Origin of the sequence: Janthinobacterium sp. YR213 (assembly GCF_900099875.1) — a bacterium.
GTDB lineage: Bacteria > Pseudomonadota > Gammaproteobacteria > Burkholderiales > Burkholderiaceae_D > Janthinobacterium > Janthinobacterium lividum.
This window is the reverse complement of record NZ_FNDA01000009.1, coordinates 81,078-96,350: the sequence shown is the minus strand read 5'-3', so window position 1 is coordinate 96,350 and position 15,273 is coordinate 81,078. Positions and strand designations below refer to the sequence as shown.

Annotated in this window: 17 protein-coding genes; 5 read left to right on the top strand and 12 right to left on the bottom strand. The window is 64.9% G+C overall.

Annotation, left to right across the window (positions count from 1 at the left end; genetic code table 11):
• Positions 1-148: 148 nt before the first annotated feature.
• Genes BLT98_RS27915 through BLT98_RS27905 form a run of 3 tightly spaced genes read right to left on the bottom strand, consistent with a single transcriptional unit; the run spans position 149 to position 2,429 of the window.
• A complete protein-coding gene (locus BLT98_RS27915) occupies positions 149-1,120 on the bottom strand; it encodes a FecR family protein (protein ID WP_092613536.1) in 972 nt (323 codons plus the stop codon).
• A gap of 8 nt (positions 1,121-1,128) precedes the next feature.
• Positions 1,129-1,704, bottom strand: a complete 576-nt coding sequence (locus BLT98_RS27910) for an RNA polymerase sigma factor (protein ID WP_092613534.1) — start codon at positions 1,702-1,704, stop codon at positions 1,129-1,131.
• Entirely contained in the window at positions 1,701-2,429 is a 729-nt protein-coding gene (locus BLT98_RS27905) for a hypothetical protein (protein ID WP_139179397.1), read from the bottom strand. Before BLT98_RS27905 ends, BLT98_RS27910 begins: the two co-directional genes overlap by 4 nt.
• Before the next feature lie 209 nt (positions 2,430-2,638).
• On the opposite strand from BLT98_RS27905, the gene BLT98_RS27900 reads away from it, so the two are divergent.
• Genes BLT98_RS27900 through BLT98_RS27890 form a run of 3 tightly spaced genes read left to right on the top strand, consistent with a single transcriptional unit; the run spans position 2,639 to position 5,483 of the window.
• Positions 2,639-3,655 (top strand): M14 family zinc carboxypeptidase, encoded by a 1,017-nt coding sequence (locus tag BLT98_RS27900; RefSeq protein WP_092613530.1) that lies wholly within the window; start codon positions 2,639-2,641, stop codon positions 3,653-3,655.
• Positions 3,652-4,458, top strand: a complete 807-nt coding sequence (locus tag BLT98_RS27895; protein WP_092613528.1) for an alpha/beta fold hydrolase — start codon at positions 3,652-3,654, stop codon at positions 4,456-4,458. Before BLT98_RS27900 ends, BLT98_RS27895 begins: the two co-directional genes overlap by 4 nt.
• Entirely contained in the window at positions 4,449-5,483 is a 1,035-nt protein-coding gene (locus BLT98_RS27890) for a serine hydrolase domain-containing protein (RefSeq protein ID WP_211615134.1), read from the top strand. The genes BLT98_RS27895 and BLT98_RS27890 overlap by 10 nt, the downstream gene beginning before the upstream one ends.
• 3 nt (positions 5,484-5,486) lie before the next feature.
• On the opposite strand, the gene BLT98_RS27885 is transcribed toward BLT98_RS27890, so the two are convergent.
• Both BLT98_RS27885 and BLT98_RS27880 read right to left on the bottom strand, forming a co-directional pair.
• A complete protein-coding gene (locus tag BLT98_RS27885; protein WP_092613524.1) occupies positions 5,487-6,626 on the bottom strand; it encodes a YbfB/YjiJ family MFS transporter in 1,140 nt (379 codons plus the stop codon).
• Positions 6,623-7,498 (bottom strand): LysR family transcriptional regulator, encoded by an 876-nt coding sequence (locus BLT98_RS27880; protein ID WP_092613522.1) that lies wholly within the window; start codon positions 7,496-7,498, stop codon positions 6,623-6,625. Before BLT98_RS27880 ends, BLT98_RS27885 begins: the two co-directional genes overlap by 4 nt.
• A gap of 87 nt (positions 7,499-7,585) precedes the next feature.
• Between BLT98_RS27880 and BLT98_RS27875 the strand changes: the two genes are divergently transcribed.
• Positions 7,586-8,647, top strand: a complete 1,062-nt coding sequence (locus BLT98_RS27875) for an NAD(P)H-dependent flavin oxidoreductase (RefSeq protein WP_092613520.1) — start codon at positions 7,586-7,588, stop codon at positions 8,645-8,647.
• A 22-nt stretch (positions 8,648-8,669) separates the two neighbouring features.
• Here BLT98_RS27875 and BLT98_RS27870 read toward each other — a convergent pair whose 3' ends face one another.
• Together BLT98_RS27870 and BLT98_RS27865 are read right to left on the bottom strand one after the other, a co-directional pair.
• Complete coding sequence (locus BLT98_RS27870; RefSeq protein WP_092613518.1) at positions 8,670-9,761, bottom strand: agmatine deiminase family protein; 1,092 nt, start codon at positions 9,759-9,761, stop codon at positions 8,670-8,672.
• 11 nt (positions 9,762-9,772) lie between these two features.
• Positions 9,773-10,939, bottom strand: a complete 1,167-nt coding sequence (locus BLT98_RS27865) for an agmatine deiminase family protein (RefSeq protein WP_092613516.1) — start codon at positions 10,937-10,939, stop codon at positions 9,773-9,775.
• A 104-nt stretch (positions 10,940-11,043) separates the two neighbouring features.
• Here BLT98_RS27865 and BLT98_RS27860 point away from each other — a divergent pair, with 104 nt between their 5' ends.
• Positions 11,044-11,940 carry a LysR family transcriptional regulator gene (locus tag BLT98_RS27860; RefSeq protein ID WP_092613514.1) on the top strand — a complete coding sequence of 299 codons (897 nt, stop codon included), beginning with the start codon at positions 11,044-11,046 and terminating at the stop codon, positions 11,938-11,940.
• Here BLT98_RS27860 and BLT98_RS27855 read toward each other — a convergent pair whose 3' ends face one another.
• From BLT98_RS27855 to BLT98_RS27845, 5 genes are all read right to left on the bottom strand, one after another.
• Positions 11,941-12,492 (bottom strand): phospholipase D family nuclease, encoded by a 552-nt coding sequence (locus tag BLT98_RS27855; protein WP_244517758.1) that lies wholly within the window; start codon positions 12,490-12,492, stop codon positions 11,941-11,943. It abuts the gene before it with no gap.
• Positions 12,493-12,625: 133 nt separating this feature from the next.
• Positions 12,626-12,925, bottom strand: a complete 300-nt coding sequence (locus tag BLT98_RS29020; protein ID WP_034788186.1) for a hypothetical protein — start codon at positions 12,923-12,925, stop codon at positions 12,626-12,628.
• Between the two features lie 92 nt (positions 12,926-13,017).
• Entirely contained in the window at positions 13,018-13,179 is a 162-nt protein-coding gene (locus BLT98_RS29315; protein WP_170846517.1) for a hypothetical protein, read from the bottom strand.
• Between the two features lie 186 nt (positions 13,180-13,365).
• Complete coding sequence (locus BLT98_RS27850; protein ID WP_092613510.1) at positions 13,366-14,352, bottom strand: hypothetical protein; 987 nt, start codon at positions 14,350-14,352, stop codon at positions 13,366-13,368.
• A 49-nt stretch (positions 14,353-14,401) separates the two neighbouring features.
• Positions 14,402-15,214, bottom strand: a complete 813-nt coding sequence (locus BLT98_RS27845; protein ID WP_092613508.1) for a TOTE conflict system archaeo-eukaryotic primase domain-containing protein — start codon at positions 15,212-15,214, stop codon at positions 14,402-14,404.
• Between the last annotated feature and the right edge of the window lie 59 nt (positions 15,215-15,273).

Here is a 15,273-nt window from a genome sequence, read left to right as displayed (position 1 = left end):
TGGTTTCCTGGCTAGAGAGAAGGGAACGGAGCCTGGCGGTAGCGCAAGCGTCCATGCCTCCATGACGTAGCTGGGCGGCGGAAGGGATAATGTTTTTTGAAAAATATTTTCAATCCACTGCCGCTGGGAAAACCGGGATCAGCTGAAATCAGCTGAGCAGCACGATACCGCCTGGCAGACTGGTCATTTGCGCGCCGTACAGGTCGCGTATCATCGCCAGCGCGCCATCGATTTGCCCGATGGAAAAACGCATGCGCACGAGGCGGCGGCCCAGCTCGGCATTGCGCAGCACGACACGGCCCGGACGGTAGCGGTTGATTTCATCGACGACATCGGCCAGCGGCTTGCCGACAAACGACAGCGCGCCCGTGCGCCACGCGTTCGCTTCGCCCTTTGGTGCGGCCGTGGCCGCCTGCACGCCCCGGTCGTCATACACCAGTTGCTGCCCCGCATCAAGGGTCTGGCGGCGCTGTTGCCAGACGACGTCCACGGCGCCCGCCAGGCAGGTGACGCAGACGGCATCGTCCGTGTGGCGCACGTTGAAGCGGGCCGACTGCGCCAGCAAGCGCCCCGCGCCCGCCACCACCGTCACGGGCTGGCGCGCGCCGCTGGCGAGGATTTCCGCCTCGCCGCCCAGCAGCTCGATCGCTTCCGGCGCCCGCACATTGATGCGCGTCTGCGTATTCATCTGCACCGTCATCTGCTGCGACAGGGCCACTTGCCGCTGCTCGCCCGTGCCCGTGCGGTAGTCGGCGCTCCATTCCTGCAGCGAAGGCCAGGCGCCCAGCGGCGGGCGCAAGGCCAGCACGGCCACGCCGGCCGCCAGTGCGCCGCCCAGAAAAGCCCGTCGCCCGGGGCGCGCCGGGAACGCCAGCACGTTCTCCCGCTGTGGCGCGGCGGCGCGGCTCAAGGCGGGGTCGAGCGCCTGCCACAGCTGTTGCAGTTCGCGCCAGGCGCGCGCATGCGCAGGGCTGCGCGCGCACCAGGCGCGCAAGGCGTCGGCGTCGGCCTGCGTAAAATCATCGGCACGCAGCCGCGCCCACCAGGCAGCGGCTTGCTGGCCGATGGCCGTGTCGGCAGGTTCAAAAACGTCGCGTGGATCGCGGTCAGGAGCAGTCATGGGATTCATCAATATTTACGGCGGCCCGACACATCGCTGCGCTGGGCGGCATCGGCATCGGCCATGCACGTTTTACAGTGTTGCATGGCGGCCTGCAATTCTTTCTTCACCATCGCCACGGAAATGCCGAAGCGCTCGGCGATTTCCGCGTTGAGCATGCCGTCGATGCGCGCCGCCGTCAGGATGGCGCGGCGGCGCGGCGACAGGCCTGCCAGGGCCGCGTCGAGCGCCTGCACGTCGAGCCGCGCCGAGACGATGCGCGCCGGGTCGCTGATGTCGTCGCCGGCCTCGTCGGCCATGTGCATCAGCTCTTCGCGTTCGCGCTCGGTGACGATGATGCGGTCGCGGCGATACGCGTCGGTGGCGATATTGGCCGCCATGCGCAGCAGATAGGCGTCGGGATTGTGGACGGGCGCGGCGGCGGGGCCAGGCGCCACCATCGCTTCGAGGCGCAGCCAGGTTTCCTGCAGCGCATCGGCCGCATGATGCTTGCAGCCGACCACCCGTTCGAGGCGCCAGCGCAGCACGGCATAGCGCGAACTGAGATGGCGTTTCAGTCTGGTGCGCAGGTCGGGCATGCTCATGGCGCGTTGCTACCCGGCATGCTGGAAGCGCAATCGACTTCGCTGCCCGGCCCTTGCGGCAGCAGCAGGATGGAAACGGGCTGCGGCATCGACGGCAGCGGCGCCGCGCCCACGCGCATGCCCAGCACCAGGCGCGCAATCGCCGTGTCGCGCGCGCGCAAGCCGGTGCTGTCGAGCAGGTGCACGCGGTCCACCACGCCGGCACGGTTCAGATACAGCTGCAGCGCCAGGCGGTAGCCGCCGGGACGCGTCTGCGCCGCGCGGCACAGCAGCCCCAGCAGTACGTGCTGCAAGCGGCTGACATAGACAGCATGGTCGCCGCCGCCCTGCGTGGCACCCGGTATGTCGGCGGCAGCCACGACGGCGGCCTGCGGCAGCTCGGCTGCGCCTGCCGGGGCATACACGATGACGGCTTGCGCATCGGACAGGCGCGATTGCAGCCCAGTACCCTCCAGCAAGGATTGCAGGGCCGCGCCGGCCGCATGGGCGCCGCGCACGGCGGCTGACTGGCGCTGCGCGTAGCGCTGATCCATCAGCACGGCGATGCCCGTGCGGCGGCTGTACAGGTCCAGCGCGTCGCCGAGGTTTTGCGCGGCGATATCGAACTGCAGCACGGGGCCATCGGCCGGCTGCGCCCGTACGGGCCCCACCGCGGCCAGGAAACCCAGCAGTACCAGGTATCCGGCCAGCGCTAGCACATGAACGGATGCCGGGCTGCCTGTCATATCGCTATCGTGTCGCTATCGTGTGAGGGTGAAAATATGCGGAAACGAGGTATTGCCAAGTGATAATTCTTGTATCAACTGCAATAGCCTACACACAAAAAATGACGGCTTCGTGACATGGCCAGCGTGCGCAAATTTCGCCATGCGGGACGTCTGGCGCGGCAGTGATTTCGGCTACACTGGCTGTCACTTTCCCTTTCAGACGCCTGATGATCGAAAAGAATCTGCCCGAGCTGGTCATGCTGAAGCGCCTCATCGACGAGGGCGGCAGCCACATGGAAGTGGCCGCGCCCTGCAGCATCGCCATGGATGGACGCGAGTTTCCCGTGTACGCAATTGCGCTGGGCAATCCGAGTCCCGACGTGCCCGTGCTGGGCTTTTTCGGCGGCATTCACGGCCTCGAACGCATCGGCACGCAAGTCATCCTGTCTTTCCTGGAAAGCCTGGTCGCCCGCCTGCGCTGGGATGCCACCCTGCACCAGCAGCTGGAAAGCATGCGCCTCGTGTTCATGCCGCTGGTTAATCCGGGCGGCATGTGGCAAGCCACGCGCTGCAATCCGCAAGGCGTGGACCTGATGCGCAATGCGCCGCTGAGTGCGCGCGAAAAAGTGCCGTTCATGCTCGGCGGACAGCGCTACAGCGCCCGCCTGCCCTGGTACCGGGGCGCGGCGCACGGCCCCATGGAGCTGGAAAGCCAGGCCGTGTGCGACCTCGTCGAGCGCGAACTGCTGTCGCGCCAGTTCAGCATCGCCCTCGATTGCCATTCCGGTTTCGGCTTGCGCGACCGCATCTGGTTTCCCCATGCGCATACCAAGGTGCCGATAGCCCACCTGGCCGAGATCGGCGCGCTGGAAGAGCTGTTCAGCCAGAGCTACCCGAACCACAACTATGTGTTCGAGCCGCAAAGCCGGCAATACCGCACGCATGGCGACCTGTGGGACTATCTGTACCTGAACGGCACCAGCTACAGCGGGCGCGTGTTCCTGCCGCTGACGCTGGAAATGGGTTCGTGGCTGTGGGTCAAGAAAAACCCGCGCCAGCTGTTCAACCGGGTCAGCATCTTCAACCCCACGGCCGCGCACCGCTTGCAGCGCGTGCTGCGGCGGCACCTGGTCTGGTTCGATTTCCTCATGCGCGCCGCCAGCAGCCACGGCCGCTGGATGCCGGAAGGCTTGCTGCGCAAGGCGCAGCGCCGGCGCGCGCTGGCGCAATGGTACGAATCATGAGCGGATCGTCCACCTGGGTCCTGCTGCGCGGCCTGATGCGCGAACAGCGCCACTGGGGAAGCTTTCCCGCCACCCTAGCGCGTGCCCTGCCCGGCGCCAGCATCGTCACGCCCGACTTGCCCGGCAATGGCACGCGCCACGCGCACGACAGCGCCACCCGCGTGGCCGCCATGGTGGAAGACTGCCGCCGGGAGTTGCTGGCGCGGGGCATCCCGGCGCCGTACCACTTGCTGGCCCTGTCGCTGGGCGGCATGGTGGCCGTGGAATGGGCCAGCCGCTACCCGCAGGAAATCGCTCGCTGCGTGCTCATCAACACCAGCATGCGGCCATACAGCCCGTTTTACCGGCGCCTGCGCTGGCAAAACTACGGCGCCCTGCTGCGCCAGCTGCTGCTGGGCGACCAACGTAGCCAGGAAGCGCTGATATTGCGCCTGACGAGCCGCCGGCATGCTGGCGGCAACCCTGCGCTGCTGGCCGACTGGCTCCGTTTCCAGCAGGAATACCCCGTCAGCCGGCGTAACGCGCTGCGCCAGCTGCTGTCGGCCGCCCGCTACCGCGCACCCGTCATCCGCCCGACCATGCCCGTGCTGGTGATGGCAGGCGCGCAAGACCAATTGGTCGACCACCGCTGTTCGCAGCGCCTGGCGCGCGCCTGGCAGGCCGATTGCCTGATCCACGGCGACGCCGGCCACGACCTGCCGCTGGACGAGGGCGAATGGCTGGCGCAGTCGGTGGCGCGCTGGCTGGGGGCGGAAGCGACAAGCCATGACAGCACACACACAGCGCAATCATCATGCGGATAACGGAACAGCTGGCAGAACTGGTGCAAGCCGGCGTGCACGAACAGATTTTTCCAGGCGCGGCCTGGGCCACGGGCACCGTCCACCACGGCGAGGCGGGCGCGGCCGGGCGGCTCACGCCCGAGCCCGCCAGCGCCGCGATGCAGGTCGGCACCTTGTTCGACATCGCTTCGCTGACCAAGATCATCAGCGTCTGGGCGCTGATTGGCAGGCTGATTAGCCAGAAACGCCTGCGCCTGGACAGCCGGCTGGCCGACGTGCTGCCCGGCACGCAGGGGCATGCGCTGGCGCCCATCACGATTTTCCAGCTGCTTACCCATACGGCCGGATTGCCGCTGCGCGCCCGCCTGCGCGCCAGCTATGGCGAGGTGTACGACGATATCGTGCGCGGCGTGCTGCGCGAACCGCTGGAAGGCATACCAGGTCAAGCTGTCGAATACACGGACCGCGCGGCCCTGATCCTCGGCTTTGTCATCGAGCGGCTGGTGGGCATGCCCCTGGACCAGGCCCTGGCCGAGCATGTGCTGCGGCCGCTGGGCATGGCCGCCACGGGATTCGGCCCTGTGACGCCACGGCACGGCCAGCTGGTCGCGCCCACCGAGTATTGCGAGCAGGCGGGCGCCCACCTTTGCGGCGTAGTGCATGATTTTTCGGCCCGTCTGCTGGGCGGCGTATGCGGCATCTCCGGGCTGTTTTCCAATGTGCCCGACCTGCAACGCTTCCTGCGGGCCATGCTGGCGCCGGGCCTGCATGGCGCTGTACTCGATGCCGGCTGGGTGCGTGATTCGCTGACGCTGCAGACGGGTGCGCTGCAGCCGTCACGCGGCCTGTTCTGGCACCCTGCGGCAGGCAGCGGGCAGCAAGACGACGTCTGGTGCCACCAGGGTTTCACCGGCACGGCCATGTGGCTCAGCCCCCGGCGCGGCCGCTATGCCGTGCTGCTGACAAACAAGCTGTACTACACGCGCGATTCCGCCCGGGTCAACGAACTGCGGCGCGACTTCATGCGTTGCGCATTCGGCCTCTGAGGTTTACAGGCGCAAGCTCACCACGATGGCCAGCAGCAGCGCGCCGGCCGCCGCCAATAATGCGCTGTTGAAACTGTGCGACTGGGCATACAGGCTGCCGGCCAGCACGGGGCCGATGATCTGTCCGATGCCATACACCACCGTCATGATGGCCATCATGTTCGAACCAAACTTGCCCGCCTTGACTGCCGCCCGCTGCGCGGCCGGCATGGCGATGGTGACCGTGCCGACAAACGTGCCGCCGACGAGTATGGCGCTGAGCAGATAGCCGGTTGCCGATGGCGCCAGCACGGGCAAGGCCACGCCCAGCGCCTGCAGCAACAAGTTCAGCCGCAGCGCCTGGCGCGTGCCCAGGCGCTCATGCAGCCGGTACCACAGGAAACACGATGGCGCCGCGCCCAGGCCGAACACGGCCCACACGTGAGCGGAATTCAGCCCGGGCAAGGCCGTCTTGACCAGCACGGGCAAATACGTGGCCGTGACGATGTAGCCGAGGCCCGCCAGTCCGTAGATCAGCACCAGCGGCCAGGGCGCCACGGGCGCCAAGACCGATGCGGCAGGTTGCGCCGGCGCATCCGGCGTTGCCTGGCCGCTGGCGGCAATGGCGGGCGCGGCCGCCAGCCCCGCCAGCACGGTGACGCCGGCCAGCAGCAGCCACATGCCGGCGCTGTGCCAGCCCAGCTGCGAAGCCAGCACCAGCAACTCGGCCGAGACGGCGATGCCAGCGCCCACGCCCGCGTACAGCAGCGGCGCGCCGCGCGCCTGCCGGCGCTGCACCAGCAGCCACAGCGAGGCGGCCACCATGGCCAGGGCGCTGAACACGCCCGCCACGCCCCGCACCGTCACGAAGAGCCAAACGGGCATCGGCAAGGCCAGCACGCCCAGGCACAGCGCCGTGCCGGCCACCGACCACAGGCTCAGCCGGTGTGCGCTGTGGGCCCGCGCGCGCATGGCCAGGATGGCGCCCAGCAGATAACCCGCATAGTTGGCCGAGGCGGCCAGGCTGCCGTCGCGCAAGGTTAACACGCCTTCCTTGAGCATATGCGGGTAGATGGCCGTGAAGGCAAAGCGGCCAAAGCCCATGCCGATGGCGAGGATGACGGCCGCGGCGAGGGCCGCGCGCAGCCTGGCCGGCGCACTCATGGCGCCGCCTTGGCGACTTGCGCCAGCAAATGCTGAAAGGCGGGCAGGTCGAATCCCGCGCGCCAGACCAGCACGGTGTCAATTTTCCCCGCGGGCAGCGTTGTCAAGGTGGCAGGCGCGTCGGACAGCGCCAGCACGCTGGCCGGCAGCAAGGTCACGCAGGCGCCGGCCGCCACGCAGGCGATCATGATGTGATACGAACTCAGCTCCTGCACCCGCCACTGCGTGCTGCCGGCCACGCCCAGCAGCTCTTCGGCGATGCCGCGGTAGGTGCAGCCCTGCGGGAAGGCCGCCAGCGAGCGCGTGCGCACGTCTGCGGCATGCCGCACGGACGCTTCGCTGGCCGGCAGCAGCAGGCACAGCTCCTCGCGCCACACGGCCCTCGATGCCAGGCCCAGCTCCGCCAGGGCGGCGCCGCCGCCGAACGACGGCGGCAAGGCCACGAAAGCGCAGTCGAGCAAGCCCGTGCGCACTTGCTCGATCAGGGGGCGCGACGGCCCCGTACTCAACTCCAGGCGCGTCCCCGGATAGCCGGCGTGATAGGCGGCCAGCAGCGCCGGCAAGCGGCTGGCCGCCGTGCTTTCCATGCTGCCGATGCGCAAGGTGCCGCCCTCGCGCCCGCCCGTGACGACGTGCCGGGCTTCTTCCTCCAGCGCCAGCAAACGCTGCGCATACTCGAGAAAGCGCTCGCCCGCCGCAGTCAGGGCCATGCGTTTATTTGTGCGCACGAACAATTCCGCGCCGATATCGGCTTCCAGTTGCTGGATGCGCGTGGTGACGCTGGACGGCGCGCGGCCCAGTCGGGCGGCGGCCTGGGTGACGCTCAGTTCACTGGCGACCGAGCAAAAAATCCGCAATGATTCCAAATCCATCGTATTCTCTTTTTGAAAATGATTATGCTATTATATTCTCAAAATACGAATTAAATGCAGCATCCTCAACTTCATGAAGGAATCATCATGACTTCGTCCCAGCCCTTCCTCGACCGTCTCGGCTTGCAATGCCCCATCATCCAGGCGCCGATGGCGGGCGTCTCCACGCCGCGCATGGCAGCTGCCGTCTCGAACGCGGGCGGCCTGGGATCCCTGGCCATCGGCGCCGGCACCGTGGCGCAGGCGCGCCAGATGATCGAAGACACGCGCGCGCTGACGGATGGCCCCTTCAATATCAATGTGTTCTGCCATGCGCCGGCGGTGAGGGATGCGCGGCGCGAAGCGGCTTGGCTGGCCCATCTGGCACCCCTGTTTGCGGAGCTGGGCGCGGCCGTGCCGGTGGCGCTCGACGAGATATACAAAACGTTCATCGGCGACGAGGCGGCGTTTGCCCTGTTGCTGGAACAGCGCCCTGCTGCCGTCAGCTTCCATTTCGGCTTGCCGACGCAGCAGCAGATCGCCGCCCTGCGCCAGGCCGGCATCTACACGCTGGCCACGGCCACCAATCTGCGCGAAGCGCTGCTCATCGAACAGGCGGGCATCGACGCCATCGTGGCGCAAGGCGTGGAAGCGGGCGGACATCGCGGCGTCTTCGACCCGCAGGCGCCGGACGAGCGCCACAGCACCACCGTGCTGCTGCGCCTGCTGGCGGGCCGCACTACCCTGCCCCTGATCGCCGCCGGCGGCATCATGGATGGACAAGGCATCCGCGCCGCGCTGGATCTGGGCGCGGCTGCCGCCCAGCTGGGCACGGCGTTCGTGCTGTGCCCGGAATCCTCGGCCAACGCCGGCTACCGGGCCAACCTCAAGAGCGAGCGGGCGGCGGCCACGCGTTTGACGGCGGCCCTCTCGGGACGCCTGGCGCGCGGCATGGTGAACCGTTTGATCGAACATGGCGAAGCGCCGGGTAGTCCGCCGCCGGCCGACTATCCCGTCGCCTACGATGCCGCCAAGCAATTGAACGCGGCAGCCAGCCAGCACGGCAACAGCGAATTCGCCGCCCAATGGGCCGGCCAGGGCGCGCCGCTGGCACGCGAAATGGAGGCGGCGCAGCTGGTGGCCGCGCTGATCCGGGAAATGGCGGTGTAAGCCGTTCGCTGGACCGGCAAGCCTACGCCGGCTGCTGCTGCGTGGTGCAGTGGATGCCGCCGCCACCGGCCGCGATGGCGTCGATATTCAGCTGCACGATGTCGCGCCCGGGAAATTGTTCGCGCAGGATAGCCTTGGTGTTGCGGTCGGCTGCCGCATCGCCAAATTCCGGGCACAGCACGGCGCCGTTGCAGACATAGAAATTGATGTAGCCGGCGGCGAAGTCCTTGTTTTCATAGCGCGGGCGTACCTGGCCCGGCCCCGGCAGCACCACCACCTGCAGCGCACGGCCGCGCGCATCCGTGGCCTTGCGCAGGATGTCGAGGTGGCGCTGGGTGACGGCGCGTTCGGGCGACGCCGGGTCGCTGTCAAAGCCGGCCGCGACGACGCCGGGAGCGCAGAAGCGCGCATAAAAGTCCGTGTGGCCATCGGTGATGTCCTGACCGGCGATGCCGGGCAGCCAGATGACTTTCTCGATGCCCAGCAGCCGGCGCAATTCCAGCTCGCACTTTGCCTTGCCGACGCCAGGGTTGCGGTTGGCGTTCAGCACGCAGCTTTCCGTGATGATGGCCGTGCCCTGGCCATCGACTTCGATGCCGCCCCCTTCCAGCACCAGGCTGCTTTCCAGCACGGCCACGCCGGCGCGTCCGGCCACGAAAGGGGCCACCAGCGCATCGTCGTCATAGTCCTGCTTTTCACCCCAGCCATTGAAATTGAAATTCACGCCGGCCAGCGCCCCGCCCGCCTTTTTCACGAAGACGGGCCCCGTGTCGCGCATCCACAGGTCGTCGATGGGCTGCACCAGCAGCTTGACCTTGTTGCCGCACAGGCGAGCCGCCACGTCGTAGTCTTCCTCGTTGACAAGCATGTGCACGGGTTCGACGCTGGCAATCGCCTGCGCGATGCGCGCCAGGTCCGCCTGCGCGCCCGCCTTCAAGCGCTTGCCCCACACGTCGTCATTCGCGCCGAAGGCCATCCAGGTGGCGGCGTGGCGCTCGCCTTCGTCGGGCATGCGCCAGCCCGCGCCCGCCGCCAGGGCGGGCATGGCAGGCAAGCCCATGGCGGCACCGGCCGCCAGGCCCAGGGTACCAGTGAGGAAATGTCGTCGTTGCATGCTGATCTCCTTTATGCAATTTCCTGTTGCGTGGTGCAATGGATGCCACCGCCACCGGCCGCGATGGGATCGATATTGATCTGGATCACGGCGCGGCCCGGATACAGTTGCGCGTACTGCGCCCTGGCGCTGGCGTCCGCTTGCGCGTCGCCGAATTCCGGCAGGAAAATGGCGCTGCTGGTGGCATAGTAATTGATGTAACCGGCGGCGAAGGTGTTCGGGTTGTTTCCTGGCCGAATTTTTCCGGGCCCATCGATGACGACGATCTGCAGCGGCTGGCCGTTCGCATCGGTGGCGCCGCGCAAGATCTCCAGGTGGCGCCGGGTCAGCGCGTAATCGTACGATGCCGTATCCATCTCGCGGTGCGCCGCCACCACGCCGGGGCGCACGAAGCGCGCGTAAAAGTCCGTGTGGGCATCCGTGATGTCCTGGTTCTTGATGCCAGGCAGCCAGATCACCTTGCGGATGCCCAGCAGGCGCAGCAATTCCGCTTCGCAATCGGCCTTGCTCCAGCCCGGATTGCGGTTGCTGTTGAGCACGCAGCTTTCCGTGATGATGGCCGTGCCCTTGCCATCGACTTCCAGCGCCCCGCCTTCGAGCACCAGGCGCGTGGCCAGCAGCGGCACCCGGGCCTGAGCCGCCACCACGTCGGCCACCTGCCCATCCTTGCCGGACTGCTGCTTGTTGCCCCAGCCATTGAAGTTGAACTTCACGCCGGCCCGCTCGCCGTTCGGCTTGCGCACGAAGACGGGGCCCGTGTCGCGCATCCATAAATCGTCCATCTCGGCGGGAATCAGATTCACGCGCGCGTCGAGCAATTGCCGCGCGCTGGCCAGCTCGTCCGGGCGCACCAGCATGTTGACGGGTTCATACGCGGCGATGGCATTGGCGATGCGCACCAGCGCCAGCTGCACCTGCGGCACTTGCGCGCGGGTCCACACGGCGTTTGAAGCGCCATACGCCATCCACGTTGCCTTGTGGGCTTCGGCCTCGTCGGGCATGCGCCAGCCATCGGCCTGCTGGGCGCCAGCGCCACTATTGATCGGTGGCGGTGGCGCAACGGGGCCGGTTTCCGGTCCGCCATCGGCGCCACCGCCGCAGCCGGCCAGCAAGCCGCCCAGGGCCAGCGCGCTGCCACCAGTCATGCAATGGCGCAAGAAATAACGACGTGTGTTCATGATTCATCCTTATAAATAAGCCACTTGGCATGCACGGCATTGTGGCGGGATCAAGACATGAAAACAAATGATATGATTTGCCTTAATTCATTAGGTTTTCTCATATGTCAGAACATCGCATTCCTTCGCTGAAGTTGTTGATGGGTTTCGAGGCAGCGGCCCGCCACGGCAATTTCTCGCGCGCGGCCGACGAGCTGCACGTGACGCAGTCGGCCATCAGCCACCAGGTGCAATTGCTGGAAGAACAGGTCAAGCAGCCGCTGTTCCGCCGCGCGGGACGGGGCGTGGAGCTGACGGTGGCCGGCGAAGTGCTGCTGCGCAGCGTGCAGCGCTCGATGACCGTGCTGCGCAGCGGCCTGGGGCGCATCGCCACCTATCTCGATCCCGGTCTCGTGGTGCTGGTGTGCCCGGCGCCCGTGCTGCACGGCTGGCTGCAGCCCCGGCTGCGGGCGCTGGAAGCGCAGTTGCCCGAATTGTGTTTGCTGCTGTCGGTGGATGAAAGCGCCCGTTTCGTCGATGAGATCGACGTCGATATCGCCATCAGCGACCGCCCCCTGCTGCAAGCAGACTTGCAGGAAATCCCCCTGCTGCACGATGAATGGGTGATGGTCGCCAACAGCGAGCTGGCGGCGCGGCTGGCCGGCGTGCCGCAGGATGCGCATCACCTGCATGCGGATCTGGTTTGCCTGGAAGAAAGCCTGACGGGCGACGCCACGGCGCCCCTGTTCCTGGGGCCGCTGGCGCGCTTTCGCAAGCGGGCCATCTATGACGATGCGCGCCTGCTGCTCGACGCCACCCTGGATGGACGCGGCATCGCCTGCCTGCCCCGCTTGCTGGCCGATGCCAGCCTGGCGCGTGGCCAGTTGCACGTCCTGCCCGCTTACCCGCGCGTGCCCGGCGCCACCTGGTGGCTGTCGGGCGTGGCGGAGCATCCGCGTTCGCCCATCGTCGGGCAAGTATTCGACTGGCTGCGCGCGCAGGGTGCGGCGCAGGGGCAATGATCAGGGCCGCGGCACGCGCGCATAGTCGATGCCGCTGGCCCAGCGGTTTTCCCAGTGCGCCAGGTACGACTGCGCCAGGCGCGCACTGTGCCACACGACGATCACATTTTCGCTGTTGGCGGTGGCGGCATCGGCCGTGTAATTGAAGCTGCCATTCTGCACGGTCACGCCATCGGCCACGATGTACTTGTCGTGATGCAAGACATAGCGGGAAATCAGGCGCGTGGGAATGCCTGCGCCGACAAGCCGGTCCAGCGCGGCGCGGCTGTTCTTGCGCGCGTTGCGCCGCGTATCGGCCAGCACCCTGACATCCACGCCCCGCTGCCGCGCCCGCAGCAAGGCCTCGACCACATGGGGCGAGCTGAACGAATAGGCGGCCAGCCGTATGCTCGACGCCGCGCTATCGATGACCTTGAGCACCAGCGCCTCCGCCCCGCCATCGGGGGAAAACGCGTTCTCGATGGTGACTGTGGGCGCGGCATCTGCGGCAAGCGCCGCTGGCGAAACGCCGTTAGCCAGGCACAGCGCAACGGCAAGTACAAGATTTTTCATCGCAGGCATTTCCCTGTTTCAATAATCGAGTGTGGACGAACAAAAAATGTGGACACAGCCTGCAGGCAGACTCGTCACCTGGGCGACTGTCCGCTGTCGTCTGCGGATTCAATCGGTGGTCGCAACACTCTAACTAAACGCCTCGCTTTCCGTAGTTGATGGCTTCAAAATCAAACGATTCAATGCATCCGAAGATTCTTTGCATACCCCATGCTGGCTTTACCCACTCATCGCGGGAGTAGACCGATTTGAGTTTAGGCGACATAGATGCGTAAACGCCATCGAGTTCATTTTGCGCGAGCTGTTTTGCAGTCTGATCGGCGAGAGCACGGATTGCGACATCCGCAACTTTGCCCGAAGACTCAAACGCAAATGTAGGCTGTACTGTTAGCAACGGCGTTACGACAAGCAGCATTGCTTTTAAGAAATACATCGTGTCTCTAAAATATAAAACATTATTTTCTTGTGCGATTCTTTAAACTGTAATGCTGTGGCATTAGTTGCCATAGAGTATATGATTAAAAATCAATCCATAAAAACAAGAGAGGCCACTATAACAATCGCAATGCCAAAAACAAAAACATAATGAATAATTTTCTCGCCTCTTGGTGCCTCAGAAAGACGCTGAGCATTGGTTTTCATCAAGACATCTTTGAGTGTAAATCTGCTGTTTTTCTTATGGTCCACGGCTTTTCTCCTTGGAAATTTTTTTCATTTCTAAACTAAAAGGTAAAATTCCACGGTGGGTGCATGTTTTCTTATTTAAATAATTGCCAACGAAAAGTCTGCTTCTAGCCGACTACTGTCGTTGGCAGCTTCCGCCCCATTGCTGCTGCTTGAAGTCACATTGAACGTCAAAGTAATCGCTGCGTCTCAGTCCGTCAAATGCACCATGGTGTGATCCATTTGCTGCAACTTTGCTTCGATCTGATTCAAGGCATGCAGCTTTTCTTCGCGATGAGACCAGTCCCCGGCGGCCAGCGCCTGGGCTCTTTGCTGCCCGATAGCGTCCAATGCCAGTTGTCGCGCCTGTTGGTTGCATGCCGCTCTTAACTTTATCTCCGCAAATGCGAGAGCAATCGACGCTTCGCAGCGCACATCATCGTCCATGGCGCGTATGTCGGCGTATCCCCACTGCTTTGCCAGTTTCTCGAGGAATCGAATTGGCGTGACATCCTTGTGCGTCTTGTGCCACTCGCGATAGCTCTCCAGAAGATCGGCTCCAGTATCATTACCGTTCGGCGAGAAATCATCCGCGCAGTTCCAAAAAAATGGATCATCCAGCATCTCGCGTGCCTTGGGATGAAAGTCTTCCCAGTCGATTCCCAACTGCTCCCAGGCTGACATCCCGTCACGCTTGGCTTTCGCCGCTGCCTTCAGCCCGGATGCCAGGAGTTGAAGGGCTTCCTCGGAATCCGGGACGCGTTTCCTGGCAGCTTCACAGTGGTCCAGAAATTTCTCCAGGCTAAAATCATCAGTGCGCTTCAATCGCTTGCTCAATAGCCCTAATGCATGGATGACTTCATCCACACCTGCTTTAAAAAGTGGCAAAGATAATGTTGAAGAATGCGTCCAGTCCCGGCCTTCCATCAATTCGCTGGCGATGGCAATCTCGACCTTGCCCTTTGCTCTTCGATAAGTGACCTTGGGCAGCGTTGCGCGGAAATTATTGTGCGCCTCCAACAGAGATTCCAGCGTCTTCTTTGCCGGACCAGAGTCCCTGAAGTGAAGCGTGACCGCAATTTCCTGAATCGCGTCGCCAAAACTGCCGCTGCCCGCGAGAAGAAAATCCCCGATCGGAGACAACGTTGTGTGACCGCCGTAGCAATTATAGGAATTTGCGACTACATGGAAATCCATTGAATACTGCCTTTCATCCGAAATTTCAATTGTTCTGAACATGCCGTGGCTACGGCAGCCGGTGCCGGAACGTCGGTTCGATGTTGCGCGCATGCAGCCAGCGCACGATGTCTTCCAGGGTGGCGTCCTGCAGCAGCAAGCCGGGCTGGGTAACGGGCATGACCGTTGGCATCGGGGTGGCGGAGGGAACGGAGACAGGCGCGGGAACAGGCACGGCATCGCCCAGCCCCGCATGTCCCTGCAACTGCGCCAGCGCCTGCGCGAATTGTCCCGGGTTGATGCTGCGCAAGCTTTCCAGGAAACCCAGCTGGGCGGCTGGCGGCGGTGGCATGTCCAGGCCCGGTTCGTCGACGAAGGCGGCGCCCATGCTGGGGTGGATGAAGGCGGCCCACTTGCCGGACGGCTGCAGGCTTGGCGGCAGCGCCACCTGCTCCACGTAAGCGGGCGGCGCCACGGCGAGAATGTCGGTCGAGGCAGGCAAGAAAGTGGAACGCAGCAGCTGCACGAACTGGCGCGCCTGGGCGACGGGCACGGGCGTGGCCAGTGACAGCCACAACTGGAACGCCGTGCCCGAGATGCTGACGGCTGGCGCCGGCAAGTCCAGCTCGTGCTGCACGGCATTGGCGATCGTGCACAGCGCGCTCCAGTGCGACTCACCGCCGCCCTTCCCGCCAAACTCCAGCACCAGCGCGCGCGCCAGGCCACTCCCGGTCACGAGTTGCACCGCTACCGTCTGCTCGCCCGACAGATGGCGCGCCAGCACGGCCGGCGTCAGCGGCTGCGCGCCGCCGTCCGCATCGACGTATTGCTGCTGTTCATCGAACAGATACAGGCGGGTGAGTTCAGAAATCAGTTTATGCATGGGCGGCCTCGTAATGACGTTGAGCAACACTTGTCAACGTGCCCAGATTATAGCCTCCC